The sequence below is a fragment of the Pseudomonas sp. NA-150 genome (assembly GCF_044336365.1).
GTDB lineage: Bacteria > Pseudomonadota > Gammaproteobacteria > Pseudomonadales > Pseudomonadaceae > Aquipseudomonas.
The window spans coordinates 5195916-5218135 of the sequence record NZ_CP172305.1 but is presented as its reverse complement, the minus strand read 5'-3'; the positions used below and the strand labels follow the sequence as shown (position 1 = coordinate 5218135).

Sequence of the window (22220 nt, the reverse complement as noted above, 5' to 3'; positions counted from 1 at the left end):
TGAGTCGAATCGAAAAAAGGCTGCGCACGGCATTCATTCAGATGCTGAGGCGCATTTCGCCGTGGGGTTCGTGATTGACGCTCAGTTGCTCGACGATGGCTTCCTGCAGTCGGCTGCACAGTTGCGGGTCGGACAGTGGCTGATTGTTTGCGTCGGTAATAAAAAACACGTCTTCCACGCGCTCACCCAGGGTGGCGATCTTGGCGTTTTGCAGCGACAGGTCGAACTCGAGGAAAATCTTGCCGATCCGCGCCAGCAGGCCAGGGCGATCCGGGGCGCTGAGCTCCAGAATCGTCACCGAACGTTGAGCGTCGGTGAGGATAGTGACCTGAGGTGCGAAGGCAAAATGCTTGAGCTGACGCGGCACTCGACGCTTGATGATCGTCGGGTAATCGTCGGGATTGCGCAGCGCTTCGGTCAAACCTTCGCGGATCTCCTTGACTCGCTCCGGGTTATCGCCGATCGAGCCGCCATCGTTGTCGAGCACGATGTAGGTGTCGAGGGTGAACTGGCTGCTGGATGTAATGACCCGGGCGTCATGGATGTTCAGGTTGAGCTGGTCCATGGCCGCCACGGTCACGGCGAAAAAGTCGTGTTGGTCAGGGGCATAAATGAAGATCTGCGTGCCGCCTTCGAACTCACGCTGGGTGGTTTCCTTGATCAGCACCAGCGGGCCGCCATCGGCAGGCTGTTGCAGGATCGCGTCGCTGTGCCAGGCCACGTCGCCGGCGGTATGGCGCAGGAAGTAATCGTCGCCGAGCTGTGACCACAACTGTTCGACATCATCCGGGTCAGTGCCGCTGCGCACCAGGATATCCAGTGCAGCGCTTTGCGTGCGGCGGATCTGCTCTTCGCGGTCGACCGGGTTTTCCAGGCCGCGACGTAGCGCACGCTTGGTTTCGGTGTACAGCTGGCGCAGCAGGCTGGCGCGCCAGGAATTCCACAGCGTCGGGTTGGTGGCGTTGATGTCGGACACAGTCAGGACGTACAGGTAATCCAGATGCGTCTCGTCGCCGACGTGCAGCGCGAAGTCATGGATGACTTGTGGATCGGACAGGTCCTTGCGTTGGGCGGTGGTCGACATCACCAGGTGGTTCTGCACCAGCCACACGATCAGGCGCGTGTCCCATACCGGCAGGTGATGGCGTTGGCCAAAGGCTTCGGCGTCAACCGAGCCCAGCTCGGAGTGATCACCACCCCGGCCTTTGCCAATGTCGTGGTACAGCCCCGCCAGGTAAATCAGCTCCGGTTTGGGCAGCTTGCCCATGATCTTGCTGGCCAGCGGGAATTTGTCTGACGCCTGGGTGTATTGCAGCTTACGCAGGTGCTTGATCAGGTTCAGGGTGTGGGCGTCGACCGTATAAATGTGAAACAGATCGTGTTGCATCTGCCCGACGATATGCCCGAATTCCGGCAGGTACAGGCCGAGGATGCCGTAACGGTTCATCCGTCGCAGGTTGCGGTGGATGCCGACTTCGCACTTGAACAGCTCGATGAACAGGCTGGTATTGCGAATGTCGTTGCGGAATTCGTCGTTGATCAGGTGGCGGTGTTCGCGCAACAAGCGAATGGTGTCGGCGCGTACCCCCTTGATTTCCGGGTGCTGAGCCATCAGCACGAAAATCTCCAGCATGGCGAACGGCGTGCGTTTGAACACGTAGGCGTTGGTCGCCTCGATGTAGCCGTCGTGCAGCTGGAAGCGCGAGTTGATCGGCTGGGTATTGCCGCTTTCATCCGGCGAGAGAATCACTTCTTCGAAATGCTGGATGATCAGGTCGCTGAGTTCGGCGATGCGCATCACCACGCGGTAGTACTTCTGCATGAAGCGTTCGATGGCCAACTTGGCGTCGCTGTCTTCATAGCCGAGCAAGCTGGCGATGGCCCGTTGGTGGTCGAACAGCAGGCGATCTTCAGAGCGACCGGCAAGCATGTGCAGGGCGTAGCGCACCTTCCACAGAAATTCCTGGGACGAAGCGAGCAAGTTATTCTCGCTTTCCAGCAGGAAACCTTCGCCGGCCAATGCATGCAGGTTCAGTGTGCCGTACTGCCGGCGTGCGACCCAGAGAATGGTCTGAATATCGCGCAGACCACCGGGTGAGCCTTTGACGTTCGGCTCCAGGTTGTATTCGGTGTCGTTGTACTTGTGGTGACGGGTTTTCTGTTCGGCGTGTTTGGCCAGGAAGAATTCCTTGCTCGGCCACATCTTGTCGGTGCTGGTGACCTCGAGCATGCGTTGGCGCAGGCGCTCGGGACCGGCCACGGTGCGGCTTTCCATCAGGTTGGTGATGATGGTCAGGTCGGCGATCGCCTCCTGCGCGCATTCATCCACGGAGCGAACGCTCTGGCCGACTTCCAGGCCGATGTCCCACAACAGTGTCAGAAAACGCTCAATGGAATCGCGGAAGACTTCGTGGTCGGCGCTGTCCAGCAGGATCAGCAGGTCAATGTCCGAATAGGGGTGCAGTTCGCCACGGCCGTAGCCGCCGACCGCCAGCAAGGCGATATCGGCTTCTTCGCTCCAGTCGAACTGGTCCCAGGCCTGTTGCAGGATGTTGTCGACGAACCAGGCGCGGTCTTCGATCAGTCGGCGGATTTCGCGTCCTGAACGGAAGCGTCCATCCAATACTTCCCGGGCCTGACGAATGGCTTTCTTGAACGCGGCGATGGGACTCGCCTTCAATGCCAATTCGGCCTTGAACTGGCCGCGATCGAATAATTCGGGATCCACCTGGGGCATCGAACAGCTTTCCTTCTACCTATCGGACCAGTTTTATCAGCGTGTGCCTTGCCATTTTGTCTGCGCGGCGCATTTACGCCGATGTACGCGCAATGGTGTCATCGCTGCGCAGGGTAAAGACTTCATAGCCATCAGCGGTCACCAGAATGGTGTGCTCCCATTGCGCCGACAACTTGCGATCCTTGGTGATTGCGGTCCAGCCATCGCCCAGCAGACGGGTTTCGGCGCGGCCCTGGTTGATCATCGGCTCGATGGTGAAGGTCATGCCTTCCTTGAGCTCCATACCGGTGCCCGCACGGCCATAGTGCAGCACTTGCGGCTCTTCGTGGAAGACCTTGCCGATGCCGTGGCCGCAGTATTCGCGGACCACCGAAAAACCATTTTTCTCGGCGTGCTTCTGGATCACTTCGCCAATGTCGCCCAGTCGTGCGCCCGGACGGACCAGTTCGATGCCTTTATACATGCATTCCTGGGTGATCTTCGACAGCCGCTCGGCCCACTCCGGCACTTTGCCGACATGGAACATCTTGCTTGTGTCGCCGTGGTAGCCGTCCTTGATGACGGTAATGTCGATGTTGAGCACATCGCCATCTTTCAGCGGTTTCTCGTTCGGGATGCCGTGGCACACGACGTGGTTGATCGAGGTGCAGATCGACTTGGGGAAGCCCTTGTAATTCAGCGGCGCCGGGATGGCCTTTTGCTCGTTGACGATGAAGTCGTGGCAGATGCGGTCCAGTTCGTCGGTCGTCACGCCAGGCTTGACATAGGCACCGATCATTTCCAGCACGTCGGCAGCCAGACGGCCGGCGATGCGCATCTTCTCGATGTCCTCGGGGGTTTTGATGGTGACACTCATAAGATTCTCTCGGCGCGACGTGGCGCGGCTAAACACGGGAAAACCGGATTCTAACAGACCACCGGGCTGCTGGTGATCATCGCCTCTATATATGAGGGTAGAATCCGCGCTGCGGCAGGTCGTGAAATCTGCCTGTGCCCGAGTGATTATTTCGGGTTTCGTTATCTGACCTTTTATGATATAAAATGCGCCGCTTTCCGGGGTATGTCCCGGAAGCTTAAACCCACACACGTGTCGACACGATGACCTGGGTGCCCTCGGCTCGAAGCCGCTGGTTGGTCATTGGGATACGTGGAGGCCTAACCCGACTTATCAAGGAACTATCATGTCCCAAGTCAATATGCGCGATATGCTGAAGGCCGGTGTGCACTTCGGTCACCAAACCCGTTACTGGAACCCGAAAATGGGTAAATACATTTTCGGCGCGCGTAACAAGATCCACATCATCAACCTTGAAAAAACCCTGCCAATGTTCAACGAAGCTCTGACTTTCGTTGAGAAACTGGCTTCGGGCAAAAACAAGATTCTGTTCGTCGGCACCAAGCGTTCCGCTGGCAAGATCGTTGCTGAAGAAGCAGCACGTTGCGGTTCGCCGTACGTCGATCACCGCTGGTTGGGCGGCATGCTGACCAACTTCAAAACCATCCGTGCTTCCATCAAGCGTCTGCGCGAGCTTGAAGTTCAGGCAGAAGACGGCACGTTCACCAAGCTGACCAAGAAAGAGGCGCTGATGCGTACTCGCGATCTGGAAAAGCTGGATCGTAGCCTGGGTGGTATCAAGGACATGGGCGGTCTGCCAGACGCACTGTTCGTTATCGACGTTGATCACGAGCGCATCGCGATCACCGAAGCCAACAAACTGGGTATCCCGGTTATTGGTGTCGTCGATACCAACAGCAGCCCGGAAGGCGTTGACTACATCATCCCAGGCAACGATGACGCAATCCGCGCTATCCAGCTGTACATGGGTTCGATGGCTGACGCTGTTATCCGTGGTCGCAACAACGCTAACGGCGGCACCGACGTGTTCGTCGAAGAAGCTCCAGTTGCGGTCGTTGAAGGCTGAGTAGCTAACGCCTAGCGTTTACTCAGTACGCAAAAAGGGGGCTTGGCCCCCTTTTTGCCACCTCGAAAACCATGTTGGCGCCGCCTTGCAGTCATGTGCCGCTGCTAGCATGGGGTTTCACGTATTTGAACGCCCGTTCGGTCGGGTGGAATGGTTTTCAGACCTATCCAAGAGGAATTTGAAATGGCAGAGATTACTGCAGCGTTGGTTAAAGAACTGCGCGAGCGTACCGGCGAAGGCATGATGGATTGCAAAAAGGCCTTGACCAAGGCTGGCGGCGACATCGAAAAAGCAATCGACGAAATGCGTGCTTCCGGCGCGATCAAAGCCGCCAAGAAGGCAGGCAACGTTGCTGCTGAAGGCGCTATCGCCATCAAAGGCGACGGCAAAGCTGCCGTTGTCCTTGAAGTCAACTCGCAGACCGACTTCCTGGCCCTGCAAGACGATTTCAAGAATTTTGTCGCTGCCAGCGTTGAAAAAGCGTTCGCTGACAAGTTGACTGACGCAGCGCCGTTGATTGCTGCTCAGGAAGCTGATCGTCTGGTACTGGTTGGCAAGGTTGGCGAAAACGTCAACATCCGTCGTCTGGTCCGTATCGAAGGTGATGTTGTGGGTGCATACCTGCACGGCAACAAAATCGGTGTTGTGGTTGCCCTCAACGGCGGCGACGAAGAGTTGGCCAAGGACATCGCTATGCACGTAGCGGCCACCAACCCTGAGTTCCTGCTGCCTTCGCAAGTCTCCGCTGAAGCGATCGAACGCGAAAAAGGCGTTTTCATCCAGCTGAACGAAGACAAGATCAAAGGCAAGCCAGCCGAAATCGTTGAAAAAATGGTTGCCGGTCGTATCACCAAGTTCCTGGCTGAGGCTTCCCTGGTTGAGCAGGCGTTCGTCAAGAACCCTGAAATCAAGATCGGTGACCTGGCCAAGAAAGCCGGTGCCGAAATCGTGTCCTTCACCTACTTCAAAGTAGGCGACGGCATCGAGAAGCCGGTAGACGACTTCGCTGCTGAAGTAGCAGCACAAGTAGCCGCCAGCCAGCAATAAGACGGTTTACCTACTGTCGCCCCGAAGAGGCTGCCCGCTTACGCGCGCAGCCTCTTCGTCAAATAGGTAAAAGGAATTTGTTTTCCTTGGGGAAGTGGCTTACAAGGCTGCATCCTTCTGACGCTGCAAAAGCGTCAGCTAGAGTTAGCGCAGGCTGAAAACAGCCCCGCACAGAATTTTTAAAAACGCCGCAGGAGAGATTCGCAATGGCTCAGCAGGGCAGTGGTTATCAAGCTCGCTATAAACGCATTCTACTCAAGCTTAGCGGCGAGGCCCTGATGGGCTCGGAAGAGTTCGGCATCGACCCGAAAGTCCTGGACCGCATGGCCCTTGAAGTCGGCCAGTTGGTTGGGATCGGCGTTCAGGTCGGGCTGGTCATCGGTGGTGGCAACCTGTTCCGTGGCGCCGCGCTGAGTGCAGCAGGCATGGACCGGGTCACAGGCGATCACATGGGCATGCTGGCCACTGTGATGAACGCTCTGGCCATGCGCGATGCGCTGGAACGTGCCAATATCTCCGCCATCGTGATGTCGGCTATTTCCATGGTAGGCGTGACCGATCACTATGATCGTCGCAAGGCCATGCGTCACCTGAACGCGAAGGAAGTGGTGATTTTTGCTGCAGGTACGGGGAACCCGTTCTTCACCACCGATTCGGCTGCCTGCCTGCGGGCAATTGAAATCGATGCGGACGTCGTGCTGAAAGCGACCAAGGTTGATGGGGTTTACACTGCAGATCCATTCAAAGACCCGCATGCCGAGAAGTTCGATCATCTGACCTACGATGAAGTGCTGGATCGCAAGCTGGGTGTAATGGACCTGACGGCCATTTGCTTGTGCCGCGACCACAAGATGCCGTTGCGCGTATTTAACATGAACAAGCCTGGCGCCCTGCTGAATATCGTACACGGCGGCGCCGAAGGGACCCTGATCGAGGAAGGCGAACAATGATCAACGAAATCAAAAAAGACGCTCAAGAGCGCATGCAGAAATCCCTGGAATCGCTGGCTCACGCGTTCAGTCGCATCCGTACCGGCCAGGCGCACCCAAGCATCCTTGAAGGGGTCATGGTGCCTTATTACGGCTCGGACACTCCTATCAAGCAGGTTGCGAACATTACCGTCAAGGACTCGCGGACGCTGCAAGTCGTGGCCTTCGAGCGCAACATGCTGGGTGCTGTCGACAAGGCAATCCAGAGTGCCGGTCTGAACTTCAACCCGACCAACCTGGGCGAGTTGCTGTTGATTTCCATGCCTGCCCTGACTGAAGAAACCCGTAAAGGTTTCACCAAGCAGGCGCGTGAAGCGGCTGAAGATGGTCGTGTTGCACTGCGCAACATTCGTCGTGACGCATTGGGTCAGTTGAAAGACCTGGTCAAAGAGAAAGAGATCAGTGAAGACGAAGAGCGTCGTGCAGCCGATGAAATCCAAAAGCTGACCGACAAGTTCGTTGCGGAAGTTGAAACGGCCGTGAAGCAAAAAGAAGCGGACCTGATGGCCGTATAAAGGGTCAGGGCGTTTATGGACAAGACCAAGCAGGCTGTGCTGTCGTCGGTGCCGCGACACGTCGCGATCATCATGGATGGTAATAATCGATGGGCGAAAAAGCGCCTTTTGCCCGGTGTTGCCGGGCATAAAGCTGGCGTGGATGCGGTTCGTGCAGTCATTGAAGTATGTGCCGAGGCGAAGGTCGAGGTGCTGACCCTGTTCGCTTTCTCCAGTGAAAACTGGCAGCGTCCGGCCGAAGAGGTCGGGGCGCTGATGGAGTTGTTCTTTACCGCGCTGCGTCGTGAGACGCGGCGTTTGAACGATAACGCCATCAGCCTGCGGATTATTGGTGACCGCTCGCGATTCCACCCGGAATTGCAGGCGGCCATGCGCGAAGCCGAAGCACAGACAGCCGGCAATGACCGCTTTATCCTGCAGATTGCTGCCAATTATGGCGGGCAGTGGGATATCGCGCAGGCCGCACAACGCCTCGCCCGGGAAGTCCAGGCGGGGCATTTGCGTCCGGACGACATCACCCCGGAACTGCTGCAAACCTGTCTGGCCACCGGCGATCTGCCGTTGCCGGACCTGTGCATCCGTACCGGTGGCGAACATCGCATCAGTAACTTTCTTCTGTGGCAACTCGCTTACGCGGAGTTGTACTTCTCCGACCTGTTCTGGCCGGACTTCAAACACGAGGCCATGCGCAATGCGCTGGCTGATTTCGCTTCACGCCAGCGTCGCTTCGGTAAAACAAGTGAACAGGTAGAAGCTGGAGCCCGGGCTTAATGCTGAAACAACGAATCATCACGGCACTGATTCTGCTGCCTATAGCCCTTTGCGGGTTTTTTCTGCTGGATGGTGCGAGTTTTGCCCTGTTCATCGGCGTGGTCGTGACCTTGGGAGCCTGGGAATGGGCGCGTCTGGCAGGTTTCCAGGCGCAGGTCGCACGGGTGGTGTACGCCGCAGTGATCGCTGTTTTGCTGTTTTTGATGTACCTGTTGCCCGATCTGGCGCCCTGGGTGCTGGGGGCGTCGGTGTTGTGGTGGATGGCGGCGACCTTCCTGGTGCTGACCTATCCGCAGAGCAGCGAGCGCTGGGCAAGTGCAGCCAGCAAGCTGGTGATTGGTTTGTTGATTTTGCTGCCAGCGTGGCAGGGACTGGTCCTGATCAAGCAATGGGAGCTGGGCAACTGGTTGATTCTTGCGGTCATGGTGCTTGTCTGGGGTGCGGACATCGGTGCTTATTTTTCCGGCAAGGCCTTTGGCAAACGTAAGCTGGCAGCCAAGGTCAGCCCGGGTAAAAGCTGGGAAGGCTTGTTCGGCGGGTTGATTGCCAGCCTGGTGATCACTGCCATCGTCGGGCTTTTTCGCGGCTGGTCGAGCTCACAGCTTGTTTTCGGGTTGCTGGGTGCCTCCGTCGTGGTGTTGATCTCGGTGGTCGGTGACTTGACCGAAAGCATGTTCAAGCGTCAGTCCGGCATCAAGGACAGCAGCAATCTGCTGCCAGGTCATGGTGGCGTCCTGGACCGTATCGACAGCCTCACGGCTGCCATTCCTGTTTTTGCAGTGCTGCTCTGGGCTGCCAATTGGGGGGTTCTGTGAAGAAGCCTCAACAAATCACGGTCCTGGGCGCAACGGGCTCGGTTGGCCTGAGCACCCTCGACGTTGTTGCCCGTCACCCGGATCTGTATCAAGTATTTGCCCTGTCGGGTTTCAGTCGCCTTAAAGAGCTGCTGGCGCTGTGTGTGCGTCACGCGCCGCAGTTTGCCGTGGTGCCGGAAATCGGCCTCGCCCGCACCCTGCAGGACGATCTGGTGGCTGCCGGGCTCGATACCCGTGTACTGGTTGGGGAGGCCGGCCTGTGTGAGGTCGCGGCACATCCACAGGTCGACATGGTCATGGCGGCGATCGTCGGTGCAGCCGGTCTGCGGCCGACGCTGGCGGCTGTCGAAGCGGGCAAGAAAGTGCTGCTGGCCAACAAGGAAGCGCTGGTCATGTCCGGCGCCTTGTTCATGCAGGCCGTGCGTCGCAGCGGGGCGGTGCTCCTGCCGATCGACAGCGAGCACAACGCAATCTTCCAATGCCTGCCTGTCGACTATGCCCGTGGTCTGGGGCCGGTGGGGGTGCGTCGGATCCTGCTCACCGCATCCGGTGGTCCGTTCCGGGAAACACCGATAGCCGATTTGATGGGGGTTTCTCCAGAGCAGGCGTGCGCTCATCCCAATTGGTCGATGGGACGCAAGATTTCTGTAGACTCCGCCAGCATGATGAATAAAGGGCTCGAGTTGATCGAAGCCTGCTGGCTGTTCGATGCGCGCCCCGATCAGGTAGAGGTGGTCATTCACCCGCAAAGCGTGATTCACTCCATGGTTGATTACGTGGATGGCTCGGTATTGGCTCAATTGGGCAATCCCGACATGCGCACGCCGATTGCTCACGCCTTGGCCTGGCCACAGCGGATTGATTCCGGTGTCGCACCGTTGGACCTGTTCAAGATCGCGCGTCTGGATTTCCAGGCGCCGGACGAACAACGCTTCCCCTGTCTGCGCCTGGCGCGTCAGGCTGCCGAGGCGGGTAACAGCGCCCCGGCGGTATTGAATGCGGCGAACGAAGTGGCGGTGGCGGCGTTTCTCGAACGGCGCATCCGCTACCCGGAGATCGCGAGTATTATTGAAGAAGTCTTGAATCTTGAGCCGGTGATTTCGGTCGCCGAGCTTGATGCGGTCTTCGAGATTGATTCAAAAGCGCGTACTTTGGCCAAGCAATGGCTTGTCCGCAGTGGGCGGTAATGGCAATACGCTAGAAAGCGCTGCCGATTGTGCGAGTGTAAGCGGGCTGGATGACGCACCCGTCCGACGAAGGTTTTCACGCTGCACACGGCAGACGCCCGGAGAAAGTTGATGAGCGCGCTCTATATGATTGTAGGCACCCTGGTGGCATTGGGTGTGCTGGTGACCTTTCACGAATTTGGCCATTTCTGGGTGGCTCGGCGTTGTGGCGTCAAGGTTTTACGGTTTTCTGTCGGGTTCGGCATGCCGTTGCTGCGTTGGCACGACCGCAAGGGTACCGAGTATATGGTGGCAGCCATCCCGCTGGGTGGCTACGTCAAGATGCTCGATGAGCGTGAAGGTGAAGTGCCGGTTGAGCAGCTTGATCAGGCCTTCAACCGCAAAACTGTGTATCAACGTATTGCAATCGTGATTGCCGGCCCGGTGGCCAACTTCTTGTTGGCCATTGTCTTCTTCTGGTTCCTGGCGATGCTGGGCAGCCAGCAAGTCCGTCCGGTGATTGGCGATGTCGAGTCAGGCAGCATTGCCGATAAGGCTGGTTTGACCTCGGGGCAGGAAATTGTCGCTATCGATGGCGAGCCGACCTCGGGCTGGGCGGCGGTCAACTTGCAGTTGGTGCGGCGTCTGGGTGAAACCGGCACCATTGTGCTGCAAGTGCATGAAAAGGGTTCCTCGGTCGATACTCCGCGCCAACTGGTGCTGGATAAATGGTTGAAAGGTGCGGATGAGCCGGACCCGATCAAATCCCTGGGTATTCGTCCTTGGCGTCCAGCGTTGCCACCGATTCTTGCCGAGCTGGATCCGAAAGGCCCGGCGCAGGCGGCAGGTCTGAAGACGGGCGACCGACTGGTTGCGCTGGACGGGCAGGCGCTGGGTGACTGGCAACAAGTGGTCGATTCGGTGCGTTTGCGCCCGGACGCAAAAATTTCGCTGCGCATTGAGCGTGACGGCGCGCAGCTGGACGTTCCGCTGACACTGGCGGTACGGGGTGATGGGAAGGCGGCAACCGGTTATCTGGGGGCAGGGGTCAAAGGTGTCGATTGGCCACCTGAGATGCTGCGCGAGGTGAGTTTCGGGCCTGTGGCCGCCGTGGCTGAAGGTGCCAGACGCACTTGGACCATGAGTGTTCTGACCCTTGATTCACTAAGAAAAATGTTGTTCGGCGAGCTCTCGGTAAAAAACTTGAGCGGACCGATAACCATTGCTAAAGTGGCGGGCGCTTCGGCCCAGTCGGGGATAGGGGATTTCTTGAATTTCCTCGCCTACCTGAGCATAAGTCTGGGGGTTCTCAATTTGCTGCCTATCCCAGTGTTGGATGGCGGGCATCTGTTGTTCTACCTGATCGAGTGGGCGCGGGGTCGTCCGCTCTCGGATCGGGTACAGGGTTGGGGGGTTCAGATCGGTATCAGCTTAGTGGTCGGGGTAATGCTCCTCGCACTGGTCAACGATCTGGGTCGACTGTAAAGCTTCGCTGAATTGCGAATCTGCCGCATTTTGCGGCAGTTTGTTTATTGCCAGTTGGAATAAGAAAGGACTTCATGAAACGTCTGCTGCTAACTGCGGTTCTCGCCGTACTGATGATCGCCGAAGTTCACGCCGAGTCCTTCACTATCTCCGATATCCGCGTCAATGGCCTCCAGCGGGTTTCCGCCGGTAGCGTCTTTGGTGCCTTGCCGTTGAACGTCGGCGAGACAGCGGATGATCGTCGTCTGGTGGATGCCACTCGCGCGCTGTTCAAAACCGGGTTCTTTCAAGATATCCAGTTGGGCCGCGATGGCAATGTCCTGGTCATTACTGTAGTCGAACGTCCGTCGGTTTCGAGTATCGAAATCGATGGTAACAAGGCGATCAGCACCGAAGACCTAATGAAAGGTCTCAAACAGTCAGGTCTGGCTGAAGGTGAGATCTTTCAGCGTGCGACCCTTGAAGGCGTGCGTAACGAACTGCAACGCCAATACGTTGCCCAGGGTCGTTACTCGGCTGAAGTAGCCACTGAAGTCGTTCCTCAGCCACGCAACCGCGTGGGCCTGAAGATCAACATCAATGAAGGTGAAGTCGCCGCGATCAAGCACATCAACGTGGTGGGCAACAGTGTCTTCCCCGATGAAGACCTGATTGGCCTGTTCGAGCTGAAGACCACCAACTGGCTTTCATTCTTCAAAAACGACGACAAGTACGCCCGGGAAAAGCTCTCCGGCGACCTGGAGCGTCTGCGTTCGTACTACCTCGATCGCGGCTATATCAACATGGATATCGCTTCGACCCAGGTGTCGATCACGCCTGACAAGAAAAGCGTGTACATCACCGTCAACATCAACGAGGGCGAGAAGTACAGCGTCAAGTCGGTGAAACTGAGCGGTGACCTGAAAGTCCCTGAAGACCAGATCAAGGCGTTGTTGTTGGTCAAGCCGGGTCAGGTGTTCTCGCGCAAAATCATGACCACCACGTCCGAGCTGATCACCCGTCGTCTGGGTAACGAGGGTTATACCTTCGCCAACGTCAACGGCGTGCCGACCCCGAACAACGAAGATCACACCGTCGACATCCTGTTCGCCGTCGATCCGGGCAAGCGTGCTTATGTGGACCGCATCAACTTCCGTGGCAACACCAAGTCTGCGGACGAAGTGCTGCGTCGTGAAATGCGTCAGATGGAAGGTGGCTGGGCTTCGACCTACCTGATCGACCAATCGAAAACCCGCCTTGAGCGTCTGGGCTTCTTTAAAGAAGTGAACGTCGAAACGCCAGCAGTGCCAGGCACCGACGACCAGGTTGACGTGAACTACGCGGTTGAAGAGCAGGCATCCGGTTCGGTAACGGCCAGCGTTGGTTTCGCCCAGGATGCGGGTCTGATCCTTGGTGGTTCCATCAGCCAGAACAACTTCCTGGGTACCGGTAACAAGGTCAGCATCGGCCTGACCAAAAGCCAATACCAGACCCGCTACAACTTCGGTTACGTCAACCCGTACTTCACGCCTGACGGTGTGAGCCTGGGTTACAACGCTTTCTATCGCACCACCAACTACAACGACCTTCAGGTTGACGTAGCCAGCTATGCGGTAGACAGCATCGGTGCGGGCGTCAGCCTGGGTTACCCGATCAACGAAACGTCGCGCCTGACCTACGGTCTGACCGTGCAGCAAGACAAAATCAAGACCGGTACCTATACCGTTGACGAGATTTTCGATTTCCTTAACAAGGAAGGTGACCAGTTCACCAACTTCAAGGCTTCTATCGGCTGGTCCGAATCGACACTGAACAAAGGTGTGTTGCCAACGCGTGGTAGCTCCCAGAGCCTGGTGTTCGAAACCACTGTTCCGGGCAGCGATCTGTCGTTCTTCAAGCTGGATTACCGTGCCCAGTACTTCCACCCGATAACCGACCAGTACACGTTGCGTCTGCACACTGAGTTGGGTTACGGCGACGGTTACGGTTCGACCTCGGGTCTGCCGTTCTACGAGAACTACTACGCGGGTGGTTTCAACTCGGTGCGTGGCTTCAAGGACAGCACCCTGGGTCCTCGCAGTACACCGAGCAGTGGCGTTAACCCGGGTACACTTCAAGACCCGGATCAGAAGTCACTGCCGTTCGGTGGCAACATTCTGATTCAAGGTGGTGTAGAAGTCATGTTCCCGCTGCCGTTCATCAAGGATCAGCGTTCCCTGCGGACCTCCGTGTTCTGGGACGTGGGTAACGTCTTCGACAGTAATTGCACGAACAAGACCAACACGATTACCGGTGAAAAAATCACCTGCGATAACATCGATTTCTCCCAGTTGGCGAGTTCGGTGGGTATCGGCGTAACGTGGGTCACTGCATTGGGCCCGTTGAGTTTTGCGGTGGCAGCGCCGATCAAATCGCCGCAAGACTCCGAAACCCAAATTTTCCAATTCTCTCTCGGTCAGACCTTTTGATCGTCTGACCTTTGATAACGACAACAGATTTTGTAGGAGTGCATTGTGCGTAAGTTGACTCAGCTGGTTCTTTTGGCCACGGCCCTGATAGCGTCCCCAGCATTCGCTGAAATGAAAATTGCGGTGCTGAACTATCAGATGGCGCTGCTGGAATCAGACGCTGCAAAACAATACGCGGTGGATGCCGAGAAGAAATTCGGCCCACAACTGACCAAGCTGAAATCCCTGGAAAGCAGTGCCAAGGGTATTCAGGACCGTCTGGTGGCCGGTGGCGACAAGATGGCTCAGCCTGAGCGCGAACGTCTGGAGCTTGAATTCAAGCAAAAGGCCCGTGACTTCCAGTTCCAGTCCAAGGAGCTGAACGAAGCCAAAGCCGTTGCTGACCGCGAAATGCTCAAGCAACTGAAGCCGAAGCTGGATCAGGCGGTAGAAGAAGTGATCAAGAAAGGTGCTTATGACCTGGTGTTCGAGCGCGGTGCAGTGATTGACGTCAAGCCTCAGTATGACGTGACTCGCCAAGTCATCGAGCGCATGAATCAGCTGAAGTAACCATGACCGTGACTATCAAGCTCGGCCAATTGGCCGAGTTCCTCGGCGCCACGCTACGTGGCCCTGAGGATAAAGAGATTACCGGGCTGGCCACTTTGCAAGAGGCCGGCCTTGGTCAGGTCACGTTCCTGGCCAATCCGCATTACCGTAAATTTCTCGTTGATACGCACGCAGCGGCTGTCTTGCTCAAGCCTGCGGATGCCGAGGGTTTTACCGGTGATGCGTTGATCGTGCCTGATCCCTACCTGGCTTATGCCAGGATTTCTCATTTATTCGACCCCAAACCCAAGGCAGCGCCTGGGGTGCACCCGTCTGCCGTGGTTGCAGCGGACGCTCAGGTCGATGCCAATGCGAGTGTCGGTCCGTTTGCCGTCATTGAAAGCGGTGCTCGTATCGCGGCCGGCGTCACCATTGGTGCGCATTGCTTCATCGGTGCTCGTTGCGAGATCGGCGAGGGTGGCTGGCTGGCGCCGCGTGTCACGCTTTACCACGATGTACGCATCGGCAAGCGTGTGGTCATACAATCCGGCGCGGTGCTGGGCGGTGAAGGCTTCGGTTTTGCCAATGAGAAAGGCGTCTGGCAGAAAATCGCCCAGATCGGCGGCGTTCTGATCGGTGACGACGTGGAAATCGGCGTCAACACCGCGGTTGACCGTGGCGCGCTGGCGGACACCTTGATCGGTAACGGGGTCAAGCTGGACAACCAGATTCAGATCGCGCACAACGTGCAGATCGGTGACCACACCGCCATGGCGGCGTGCGTCGGCATCTCGGGCAGCAGCAAGATCGGCAAGCATTGCATGCTGGCCGGTGGTGTCGGGCTCGTCGGTCATATCGAAATCTGCGACGGTGTATTCATCACCGGCATGACCATGGTGACCCATTCGATCACCGAGCCAGGCTCATATTCTTCGGGGACGGCGATGCAGCCGGCCGCAGAGTGGCGCAAAAGCGCAGCACGTCTTCGCAAGCTCGATGACATGGCAAGACGGTTACAGAAGGTGGAAAAGATTGTCGAGGCAGTGACCTCAGGCAGTAATACTCCATCAGATGGCTGATACTTTTTTCATATCAAGCGTGTACAGCCGATAAACTGCCTCCTTGATTTGCAAGAGGAGTGCTGCGCGTTAGTCGCGAACTCCCAATCTTTACTACAGGCTTCCCCCAGAAATGATGGACATCAACGAGATTCGCGAATACCTGCCCCACCGTTATCCGTTCCTGCTGGTGGACCGGGTGGTGGAGCTGGATATCGAGAACAAAAGCATTCGTGCCTACAAGAATGTCAGCATCAATGAACCTTTCTTTAACGGTCACTTTCCTCAGCATCCAATCATGCCGGGCGTATTGATCATTGAAGCGATGGCTCAGGCCGCTGGTATCCTTGGCTTCAAAATGCTCGATGTGAAGCCAGCTGATGGCACACTTTATTACTTCGTGGGCTCGGACAAGCTGCGCTTCCGTCAGCCAGTGATGCCCGGCGACCAATTGATCCTGGAAGCCAAATTCATCAGTTGCAAGCGTCAGATATGGAAGTTCGAATGCCAGGCTTCGGTCGATGGCAAGCCGGTCTGCTCGGCAGAAATCATCTGCGCGGAACGTAAACTATGAGTTTGATTGACCCTCGCGCAATCATCGATCCGACAGCTATTCTGGCTGATAACGTAGAAGTCGGCCCTTGGTCGATCGTCGGACCTGGTGTGGAAATAGGCGAGGGTACAGTCATCGGGCCGCATGTGATTCTCAAAGGCCCGACGAAAATCGGTAAGCACAACCACATCTACCAGTTTTCATCGGTAGGCGAGGACACGCCCGATCTCAAGTACAAAGGTGAAGATACGCGTCTGGTGATTGGCGATCACAACGTCATTCGCGAGGGTGTGACTATCCACCGCGGCACCATTCAGGATCGCGCCGAAACCACGCTGGGCGATCACAACCTGATCATGGCCTATGCACACATCGGCCACGACAGCGTTATCGGCAACCACTGCATTCTGGTCAACAACACTGCGTTGGCCGGGCACGTGCACGTCAATGACTGGGCGATCCTCTCCGGCTTTACCCTGGTGCATCAGTTCTGTCATATCGGCGCTCACAGCTTTTCCGGCATGGGCACGGCGATTGGCAAGGACGTGCCTGCATTCGTCACCGTATTCGGTAACCCGGCGGAAGCACGCAGCATGAACTTCGAAGGCATGCGCCGTCGTGGTTTCACTGAAGAGGCCATTCATGCGTTGCGTCGGGCCTACAAAGTGGTCTATCGCCAGGGGTTGACCGTCGATCAGGCCATCGTCGAATTGGCGGAGCCGGCAGCGATCTACCCGGAAGTCGCCATTTTTCTTGAGTCCATTCAGACTTCGACTCGCGGCATCACTCGTTAATGGCTCAGATACTGCGTATCGCGCTGGTAGCCGGCGAAGCGTCGGGCGATATTCTCGGCGCCGGGCTGATGCGGGCACTCAAGATTCGTCATCCCTCTGTGGAGTTCATCGGTGTCGGCGGCCCGCTGATGGAGGCCGAAGGCATGGTCTCCTACTTCCCGATGGAACGTCTGGCGGTGATGGGGCTGGTCGAGGTGTTGGGACGGTTGAGGGAGCTGCTGGCCAAACGCAAAGAGCTGGTTCGCACGCTGATCAACGAAAAACCTGATGTATTCATCGGCATCGACGCCCCGGATTTCAACCTCAACATAGAGCTCAAGCTGCGTCGTGCCGGAATCAAGACTGTGCATTACGTCAGTCCTTCCGTGTGGGCCTGGCGGCAGAAGCGGGTGCTGAAGATTCGCGAGGGGTGCGATTTAATGCTCACCTTGCTGCCCTTCGAAGCGGGCTTTTACGAAGAGAAGGGCGTGCCGGTGCGGTTTGTCGGTCACCCGCTGGCCGATACCATTCCCCTCGAGTCCGATCGCGCTGCGGCACGGGCCGAGATGAGCCTGGGTGACGGCCCGTTGGTGGCGTTGATGCCGGGCAGTCGTGGCGGCGAAGTCGGGCGCCTTGGCGGGCTGTTTTTCGACACTGCCGAGCGCTTGCTGGCGCTGCGACCAGGCCTGCAGTTCGTGCTGCCGTGTGCCAGTCCCGAGCGTCGTGCCCAGGTCGAGTTGTTGCTGCAAGGGCGAAAGCTGCCGGTGAAGCTGCTCGACGGTCAATCACACCTGGCGCTGGCCGCCTGTGATGCGGTATTGATTGCCTCCGGGACCGCGACCCTGGAGGCCTTGCTCTACAAACGACCGATGGTCGTCGCTTACCGTCTGGCGCCGATCACCTATTGGATACTCAAGCGTCTGGTGAAAAGCCCGTACGTCTCCTTGCCTAATCTGCTGGCTCAGCGGTTGCTGGTGCCGGAGTTGTTGCAGGAAGCCGCAACCGCCGAATCCCTCGCGCAAACCCTGCTGCCACTGCTCGACAGCGGTGCCGCGCAGACCGCAGGCTTCGATGAGATTCACCGGACCTTACGCCGCGATGCCTCCAACCAGGCTGCCGATGCAGTGCTAGGCCTGTTGGGTCAGTCGCCCTCACTGTGAGTTCGCATTAAATGCAAATGGGTTTGGACTTCAATCTGGTCGAAGATCTGGTTGCCGGCGTCGATGAAGTCGGTCGCGGCCCGCTGTGTGGCGACGTCGTCACCGCCGCCGTCATTCTTGACCCACGTCGGCCGATTCTCGGTCTCAACGATTCGAAAAAGCTCACCGAAGCGCGTCGTGAAAAACTGTATGACGAAATATGCGAAAAAGCCCTGTGCTGGTTCGTCGCGCGGGCTGGTGTGCACGAAATCGACGAGCTGAACATTCTTCACGCCACCATGCTGGCGATGAAACGCGCTGTCGAAGGTTTGATCATTACCCCGAAACTGGCGCTGATCGACGGTAACCGTTGCCCACAACTGTCGGTGCCGAGCGCGCCGGTGATTCAGGGCGATGCCAAGGTTCCGGCCATTGCAGCAGCGTCGATTCTGGCTAAAGTCACCCGCGACCGCGAAATGGCGGCCTTTGAGCTGATCTACCCCGGTTACGGCATCGGTGGCCACAAAGGCTATCCGACCCCCGTACACCTCGAGGCGCTGGCTCGTCTGGGCCCGACGCCGATTCACCGACGCTCCTTCGCGCCGGTGCGGGCCGCTTACGAAGCCCGCGAACTACTGGCGCAAAGTCCAGTCGCGATGTTTCTGCCGGGCTGATGTTTTAACCAAGGCTCGCTACACTCCGGGCCTTCGTTTTTTTGTATTTCGCGCTATAGGATCAACATGCCGGCTTCTTTCGTTCATCTACGCCTGCACACTGAATACTCTCTGGTCGATGGCCTGGTGCGGGTCAAACCCTTGGTCAAAACCCTGGCCGGGATGAATATGCCCGCCGTGGCCGTGACTGATCAGAACAACATGTGTTCGTTGGTCAAGTTTTATAAGGCGGCCATGGGCGCGGGGATCAAGCCGATCTGCGGCGCCGACCTGTGGCTGGCGAACAAGGACGAAGACGCGCCGTTGAGCCGGATCAGCCTGTTGGTGATGAACCCGCTGGGCTACCGCAACCTGACCGAGCTGATTTCCCGTGGTTTTATCGAGGGCCAGCGTAACGGTCAGGTCGTCATTCAACGTGAGTGGGTCGCGCAAGCCAGCGAAGGTTTGATTTGTCTGTCCGCCGCCAAAGAAGGCGAGATCGGCATGGCCTTGCTCGGCGGCAACCCGGACGAAGCCGACATCTTGCTACGCGAGTGGATGACGGTGTTCCCTGACCGCTTTTACGTCGAATTGCAGCGCACCAATCGCGCCAATGACGAGGAACACCTGCACGCTGCCGTCGCCCTGGCCGACCGCCATGGCGCGCCGCTGGTGGCGACCAACGATGTGCGCTTCATCAAGCAGGAAGATTTCGAAGCCCACGAGACCCGCGTTTGCATCGGCGAAGGCCGGGCGCTGGATGACCCGCGCCGTTCGCATAATTACAGCGATCAGCAATACCTGAAAAGCGCCGAGCAAATGGCCGAGCTGTTCAGCGACTTGCCTGAGGCGTTGCAGAACACCGTTGAGATTGCCAAGCGTTGCAACATCGATGTGAAGCTGGGCACGCACTTTTTGCCGAACTTCCCGATTCCCGATGGCATGACCATCGACGAGTATTTCCGCAAAGTGTCCTTTGAAGGTCTGGAAGAGCGCCTCGCGGTACTGTGGCCGACGGAAACCACCGAGAATTACGAAGCCAAGCGCCAGGAATATGTCGATCGCTTGAATTTCGAGCTGGATATCATCATCCAGATGGGTTTTCCCGGTTACTTCCTGATCGTGATGGACTTCATTCAGTGGGCCAAGAGTAACGGCGTACCGGTAGGCCCCGGCCGTGGGTCGGGTGCCGGTTCGCTGGTGGCCTATGTGCAGAAAATTACTGACCTTGATCCGCTGGAATACGACCTGCTGTTCGAACGTTTCCTCAACCCGGAAAGGGTTTCCATGCCCGACTTCGACGTCGACTTCTGCATGGATGGTCGTGACCGCGTGATCGATTACGTGGCCGAGAAATACGGCCGCAACGCGGTAAGTCAGATCATTACTTTCGGTTCGATGGCAGCCAAGGCTGTAGTCCGTGACGTGGCGCGGGTGCAGGGCAAGTCCTACGGCCTGGCGGATCGCCTGTCGAAGATGATCCCCTTCGAAGTCGGCATGACCCTGGAAAAAGCCTACGAGCAGGAAGAAATCCTCCGCGACTTCCTCAAGGTCGATGAAGAAGCGGCAGAAATCTGGGAGATGGCGCGCAAGCTGGAAGGCGTTGTGCGTAACGTCGGTAAACACGCCGGTGGTGTGGTGATCGCACCCACCAAGCTGACCGACTTCTCGCCGATCTATTGCGATGAAGCGGGCGACGGTCTGGTGACCCAGTTCGACAAGGATGACGTCGAGGCGGCGGGGCTGGTGAAGTTCGACTTCCTCGGTCTGCGTACCCTGACCATCATCGATTGGGCGCTGAAAACCATTAACCGCGACCGCGCCAAGACGGACGAAGCGCCGTTGGACATCGCGTTTATCCCGCTGGACGACAAACCGACTTACACCCTGCTGCAAAAAGCGGAAACCACTGCGGTATTCCAGCTTGAGTCGCGCGGCATGAAAGAGCTGATCAAAAAGCTCAAGCCCGACTGCCTGGAAGACTTGATCGCACTGGTGGCGTTGTTTCGTCCGGGCCCGCTGCAATCGGGCATGGTGGACGACTTCATCAACCGTAAGCACGGTCGCGCCGAACTGTCCTACCCCCACGTCGACTACCAGTACGAAGGCCTCAAGCCGGTATTGGCGCCGACCTACGGCATCATCCTGTATCAGGAACAGGTGATGCAGATCGCTCAGGTGATGGCGGGTTACACCCTCGGCGGCGCGGACATGCTGCGTCGGGCCATGGGTAAGAAAAAGCCCGAAGAAATGGCCAAGCAGCGTGGCGGTTTCATCGAAGGTTGCAAGAACAACAACATCGAGCCGGACCTGGCCGGTAACATTTTCGACCTGGTGGAAAAATTCGCCGGTTATGGCTTCAACAAGTCTCACTCCGCCGCCTATGGGCTGGTCTCGTACCAGACTGCCTGGCTGAAAACCCACTACCCGGCGCCGTTTATGGCTGCGGTACTGTCGGCGGACATGCACAACACCGACAAGGTCGTGACCTTGATCGAGGAAGTGCGCAACATGAAGTTGCGCCTTGAGCCGCCTGACGTGAACACCTCGGAGTTCAAGTTCACCGTGAGCGAAGACGGCCGCATCCTTTATGGCCTCGGCGCGATCAAGGGGGTCGGCGAAGGCCCGGTGGAAGCGATTACCGAAGCGCGTCAGGACGGACCGTTCAAGGATTTGTTCGACTTCTGCGCGCGCGTCGACCTCAAACGCATCAACAAGCGCACCCTTGATGGCTTGATCCGCAGCGGTGCGCTGGATCGTCTGGGGCCGTATTTCGAGGACGATCTCAAAGCCTGGCAGGCCAACATCGACCGTAACCGTGGCGTGCTGCTGGCCGCCCTGGAAGGGGCGATTCAGGCTGCCGAGCAAACCGCTCGCAGTAACGACAGCGGCCACGCGGACCTGTTCGGCGGTTTGTTCGTCGAGGCCGATGCCGACGTCTACGCCAACCATCGCAAGGCCAAGGAGCTGAGCCTCAAAGACCGTTTGCGTGGCGAGAAGGAAACCCTGGGCCTGTACCTGACCGGGCACCCGATTGACGAATACGAAGGCGAAATCCGCCGTTTCGCCCGTCAGCGCATCATCGACCTGAAACCGGCGCGGGACACGCAGACGGTGGCCGGCTTGATCATTGCCTTGCGAGTGATGAAGAACAAAAAGGGCGACAAGATGGGTTTTATCACCCTCGATGACCGCTCTGGGCGCATTGAGGCGTCACTGTTTGCCGAGGCCTTCCATTCGGCGCAATCGCTGTTGCAGACCGATGCGATGGTGGTGGTTGAAGGTGAGGTGAGTAACGACGACTTCTCCGGAGGCCTGCGTTTGCGCGCCAAGCGGGTGATGAGCATTGAAGATGCCCGCACCAACCTGGCGGAAAGCCTGCGACTGAAGATCAACGTCGAGGCGCTCAAGGGCGATCGCCTCAAGTGGCTGGGCGAATTGTGCAAACGCCACCGTGGTGCGTGCCCGATCACCCTGGACTACACCGGCATGGACGCCAAGGCGTTGTTGCAGTTTGGCGAGGCGTGGCGAATCGATCCGGCGGACAGCTTGATTCAGGCGCTGCGTGACCAGTTCGGGCGTGAGAACGTCTTCCTGCAATACCGTTGATTGCGCAGGGGGC

The 22220-nt window shown here is 57.6% G+C and carries 18 protein-coding genes; 16 read left to right on the top strand and 2 right to left on the bottom strand.

Going from position 1 to position 22220, the window contains the following annotated elements:
• Positions 1-37: 37 nt before the first annotated feature.
• Positions 38-2737 (bottom strand): [protein-PII] uridylyltransferase, encoded by a 2700-nt coding sequence (locus ACF0H7_RS24605; RefSeq protein ID WP_397449445.1) that lies wholly within the window; start codon positions 2735-2737, stop codon positions 38-40.
• 73 nt (positions 2738-2810) lie between these two features.
• Entirely contained in the window at positions 2811-3593 is a 783-nt protein-coding gene (map, locus tag ACF0H7_RS24600) for a type I methionyl aminopeptidase (protein WP_397449444.1), read from the bottom strand.
• Between the two features lie 325 nt (positions 3594-3918).
• Here map and rpsB point away from each other — a divergent pair, with 325 nt between their 5' ends.
• The 16 genes from rpsB (at position 3919) to dnaE (ending at position 22207) form a co-directional block, all read left to right on the top strand.
• Positions 3919-4659 carry a 30S ribosomal protein S2 gene (gene rpsB, locus ACF0H7_RS24595; protein ID WP_397449443.1) on the top strand — a complete coding sequence of 247 codons (741 nt, stop codon included), beginning with the start codon at positions 3919-3921 and terminating at the stop codon, positions 4657-4659.
• A 183-nt stretch (positions 4660-4842) separates the two neighbouring features.
• Positions 4843-5706, top strand: coding sequence for a translation elongation factor Ts (gene tsf, locus ACF0H7_RS24590; RefSeq protein ID WP_397449442.1), 864 nt, complete (start codon positions 4843-4845; stop codon positions 5704-5706).
• Between the two features lie 206 nt (positions 5707-5912).
• Positions 5913-6656 (top strand): UMP kinase, encoded by a 744-nt coding sequence (pyrH, locus tag ACF0H7_RS24585; RefSeq protein ID WP_019692086.1) that lies wholly within the window; start codon positions 5913-5915, stop codon positions 6654-6656.
• The gene (frr, locus tag ACF0H7_RS24580) at positions 6653-7210 is read left to right on the top strand and encodes a ribosome recycling factor (RefSeq protein WP_397449441.1); all 558 of its coding nucleotides are present in this window, start codon (positions 6653-6655) and stop codon (positions 7208-7210) included. The genes pyrH and frr overlap by 4 nt, the downstream gene beginning before the upstream one ends.
• A 15-nt stretch (positions 7211-7225) precedes the next feature.
• Positions 7226-7981, top strand: coding sequence for a polyprenyl diphosphate synthase (uppS, locus tag ACF0H7_RS24575; protein ID WP_397449440.1), 756 nt, complete (start codon positions 7226-7228; stop codon positions 7979-7981).
• A complete protein-coding gene (locus ACF0H7_RS24570) occupies positions 7981-8796 on the top strand; it encodes a phosphatidate cytidylyltransferase (RefSeq protein ID WP_397449439.1) in 816 nt (271 codons plus the stop codon). The genes uppS and ACF0H7_RS24570 overlap by 1 nt, the downstream gene beginning before the upstream one ends.
• Entirely contained in the window at positions 8793-9983 is a 1191-nt protein-coding gene (gene ispC / locus ACF0H7_RS24565) for a 1-deoxy-D-xylulose-5-phosphate reductoisomerase (protein ID WP_397449438.1), read from the top strand. Before ACF0H7_RS24570 ends, ispC begins: the two co-directional genes overlap by 4 nt.
• Before the next feature lie 111 nt (positions 9984-10094).
• Positions 10095-11447, top strand: a complete 1353-nt coding sequence (gene rseP, locus ACF0H7_RS24560; protein ID WP_397449437.1) for a sigma E protease regulator RseP — start codon at positions 10095-10097, stop codon at positions 11445-11447.
• A 74-nt stretch (positions 11448-11521) separates the two neighbouring features.
• Positions 11522-13894, top strand: coding sequence for an outer membrane protein assembly factor BamA (bamA, locus tag ACF0H7_RS24555; RefSeq protein ID WP_397449436.1), 2373 nt, complete (start codon positions 11522-11524; stop codon positions 13892-13894).
• A 45-nt stretch (positions 13895-13939) separates the two neighbouring features.
• Positions 13940-14443, top strand: a complete 504-nt coding sequence (locus tag ACF0H7_RS24550; RefSeq protein WP_397449435.1) for an OmpH family outer membrane protein — start codon at positions 13940-13942, stop codon at positions 14441-14443.
• A 2-nt stretch (positions 14444-14445) separates the two neighbouring features.
• On the top strand, positions 14446-15501 hold the full coding sequence (lpxD, locus tag ACF0H7_RS24545; RefSeq protein WP_397449434.1) for a UDP-3-O-(3-hydroxymyristoyl)glucosamine N-acyltransferase: 1056 nt from the start codon (positions 14446-14448) through the stop codon (positions 15499-15501).
• 112 nt (positions 15502-15613) lie between these two features.
• Positions 15614-16054 (top strand): 3-hydroxyacyl-ACP dehydratase FabZ, encoded by a 441-nt coding sequence (gene fabZ, locus ACF0H7_RS24540; RefSeq protein ID WP_397449433.1) that lies wholly within the window; start codon positions 15614-15616, stop codon positions 16052-16054.
• The gene (gene lpxA, locus ACF0H7_RS24535; RefSeq protein ID WP_397449432.1) at positions 16051-16827 is read left to right on the top strand and encodes an acyl-ACP--UDP-N-acetylglucosamine O-acyltransferase; all 777 of its coding nucleotides are present in this window, start codon (positions 16051-16053) and stop codon (positions 16825-16827) included. Before fabZ ends, lpxA begins: the two co-directional genes overlap by 4 nt.
• Positions 16827-17966, top strand: a complete 1140-nt coding sequence (gene lpxB / locus ACF0H7_RS24530; RefSeq protein WP_397449431.1) for a lipid-A-disaccharide synthase — start codon at positions 16827-16829, stop codon at positions 17964-17966. The genes lpxA and lpxB overlap by 1 nt, the downstream gene beginning before the upstream one ends.
• 11 nt (positions 17967-17977) lie before the next feature.
• Positions 17978-18619 carry a ribonuclease HII gene (gene rnhB, locus ACF0H7_RS24525; protein ID WP_397449430.1) on the top strand — a complete coding sequence of 214 codons (642 nt, stop codon included), beginning with the start codon at positions 17978-17980 and terminating at the stop codon, positions 18617-18619.
• Between the two features lie 66 nt (positions 18620-18685).
• Entirely contained in the window at positions 18686-22207 is a 3522-nt protein-coding gene (gene dnaE / locus ACF0H7_RS24520) for a DNA polymerase III subunit alpha (RefSeq protein WP_397449429.1), read from the top strand.
• Positions 22208-22220 lie beyond the last annotated feature (13 nt).

What these genes read in the sequence shown, in the direction of transcription:
- map (WP_397449444.1), bottom strand. Translation starts at nt 3,593, where the DNA reads ATGAGTGTCACCATCAAAACCCCCGAGGACATCGAGAAGATGCGCATC.
- tsf (WP_397449442.1), top strand. Translation starts at nt 4,843, where the DNA reads ATGGCAGAGATTACTGCAGCGTTGGTTAAAGAACTGCGCGAGCGTACC.
- frr (WP_397449441.1), top strand. Translation starts at nt 6,653, where the DNA reads ATGATCAACGAAATCAAAAAAGACGCTCAAGAGCGCATGCAGAAATCC.
- ACF0H7_RS24605 (WP_397449445.1), bottom strand. Translation starts at nt 2,737, where the DNA reads ATGCCCCAGGTGGATCCCGAATTATTCGATCGCGGCCAGTTCAAGGCC.
- bamA (WP_397449436.1), top strand. Translation starts at nt 11,522, where the DNA reads ATGAAACGTCTGCTGCTAACTGCGGTTCTCGCCGTACTGATGATCGCC.
- pyrH (WP_019692086.1), top strand. Translation starts at nt 5,913, where the DNA reads ATGGCTCAGCAGGGCAGTGGTTATCAAGCTCGCTATAAACGCATTCTA.
- lpxA (WP_397449432.1), top strand. Translation starts at nt 16,051, where the DNA reads ATGAGTTTGATTGACCCTCGCGCAATCATCGATCCGACAGCTATTCTG.
- rpsB (WP_397449443.1), top strand. Translation starts at nt 3,919, where the DNA reads ATGTCCCAAGTCAATATGCGCGATATGCTGAAGGCCGGTGTGCACTTC.
- lpxD (WP_397449434.1), top strand. Translation starts at nt 14,446, where the DNA reads ATGACCGTGACTATCAAGCTCGGCCAATTGGCCGAGTTCCTCGGCGCC.
- fabZ (WP_397449433.1), top strand. Translation starts at nt 15,614, where the DNA reads ATGATGGACATCAACGAGATTCGCGAATACCTGCCCCACCGTTATCCG.
- uppS (WP_397449440.1), top strand. Translation starts at nt 7,226, where the DNA reads ATGGACAAGACCAAGCAGGCTGTGCTGTCGTCGGTGCCGCGACACGTC.
- rseP (WP_397449437.1), top strand. Translation starts at nt 10,095, where the DNA reads ATGAGCGCGCTCTATATGATTGTAGGCACCCTGGTGGCATTGGGTGTG.
- ACF0H7_RS24570 (WP_397449439.1), top strand. Translation starts at nt 7,981, where the DNA reads ATGCTGAAACAACGAATCATCACGGCACTGATTCTGCTGCCTATAGCC.
- lpxB (WP_397449431.1), top strand. Translation starts at nt 16,827, where the DNA reads ATGGCTCAGATACTGCGTATCGCGCTGGTAGCCGGCGAAGCGTCGGGC.
- rnhB (WP_397449430.1), top strand. Translation starts at nt 17,978, where the DNA reads ATGCAAATGGGTTTGGACTTCAATCTGGTCGAAGATCTGGTTGCCGGC.
- dnaE (WP_397449429.1), top strand. Translation starts at nt 18,686, where the DNA reads ATGCCGGCTTCTTTCGTTCATCTACGCCTGCACACTGAATACTCTCTG.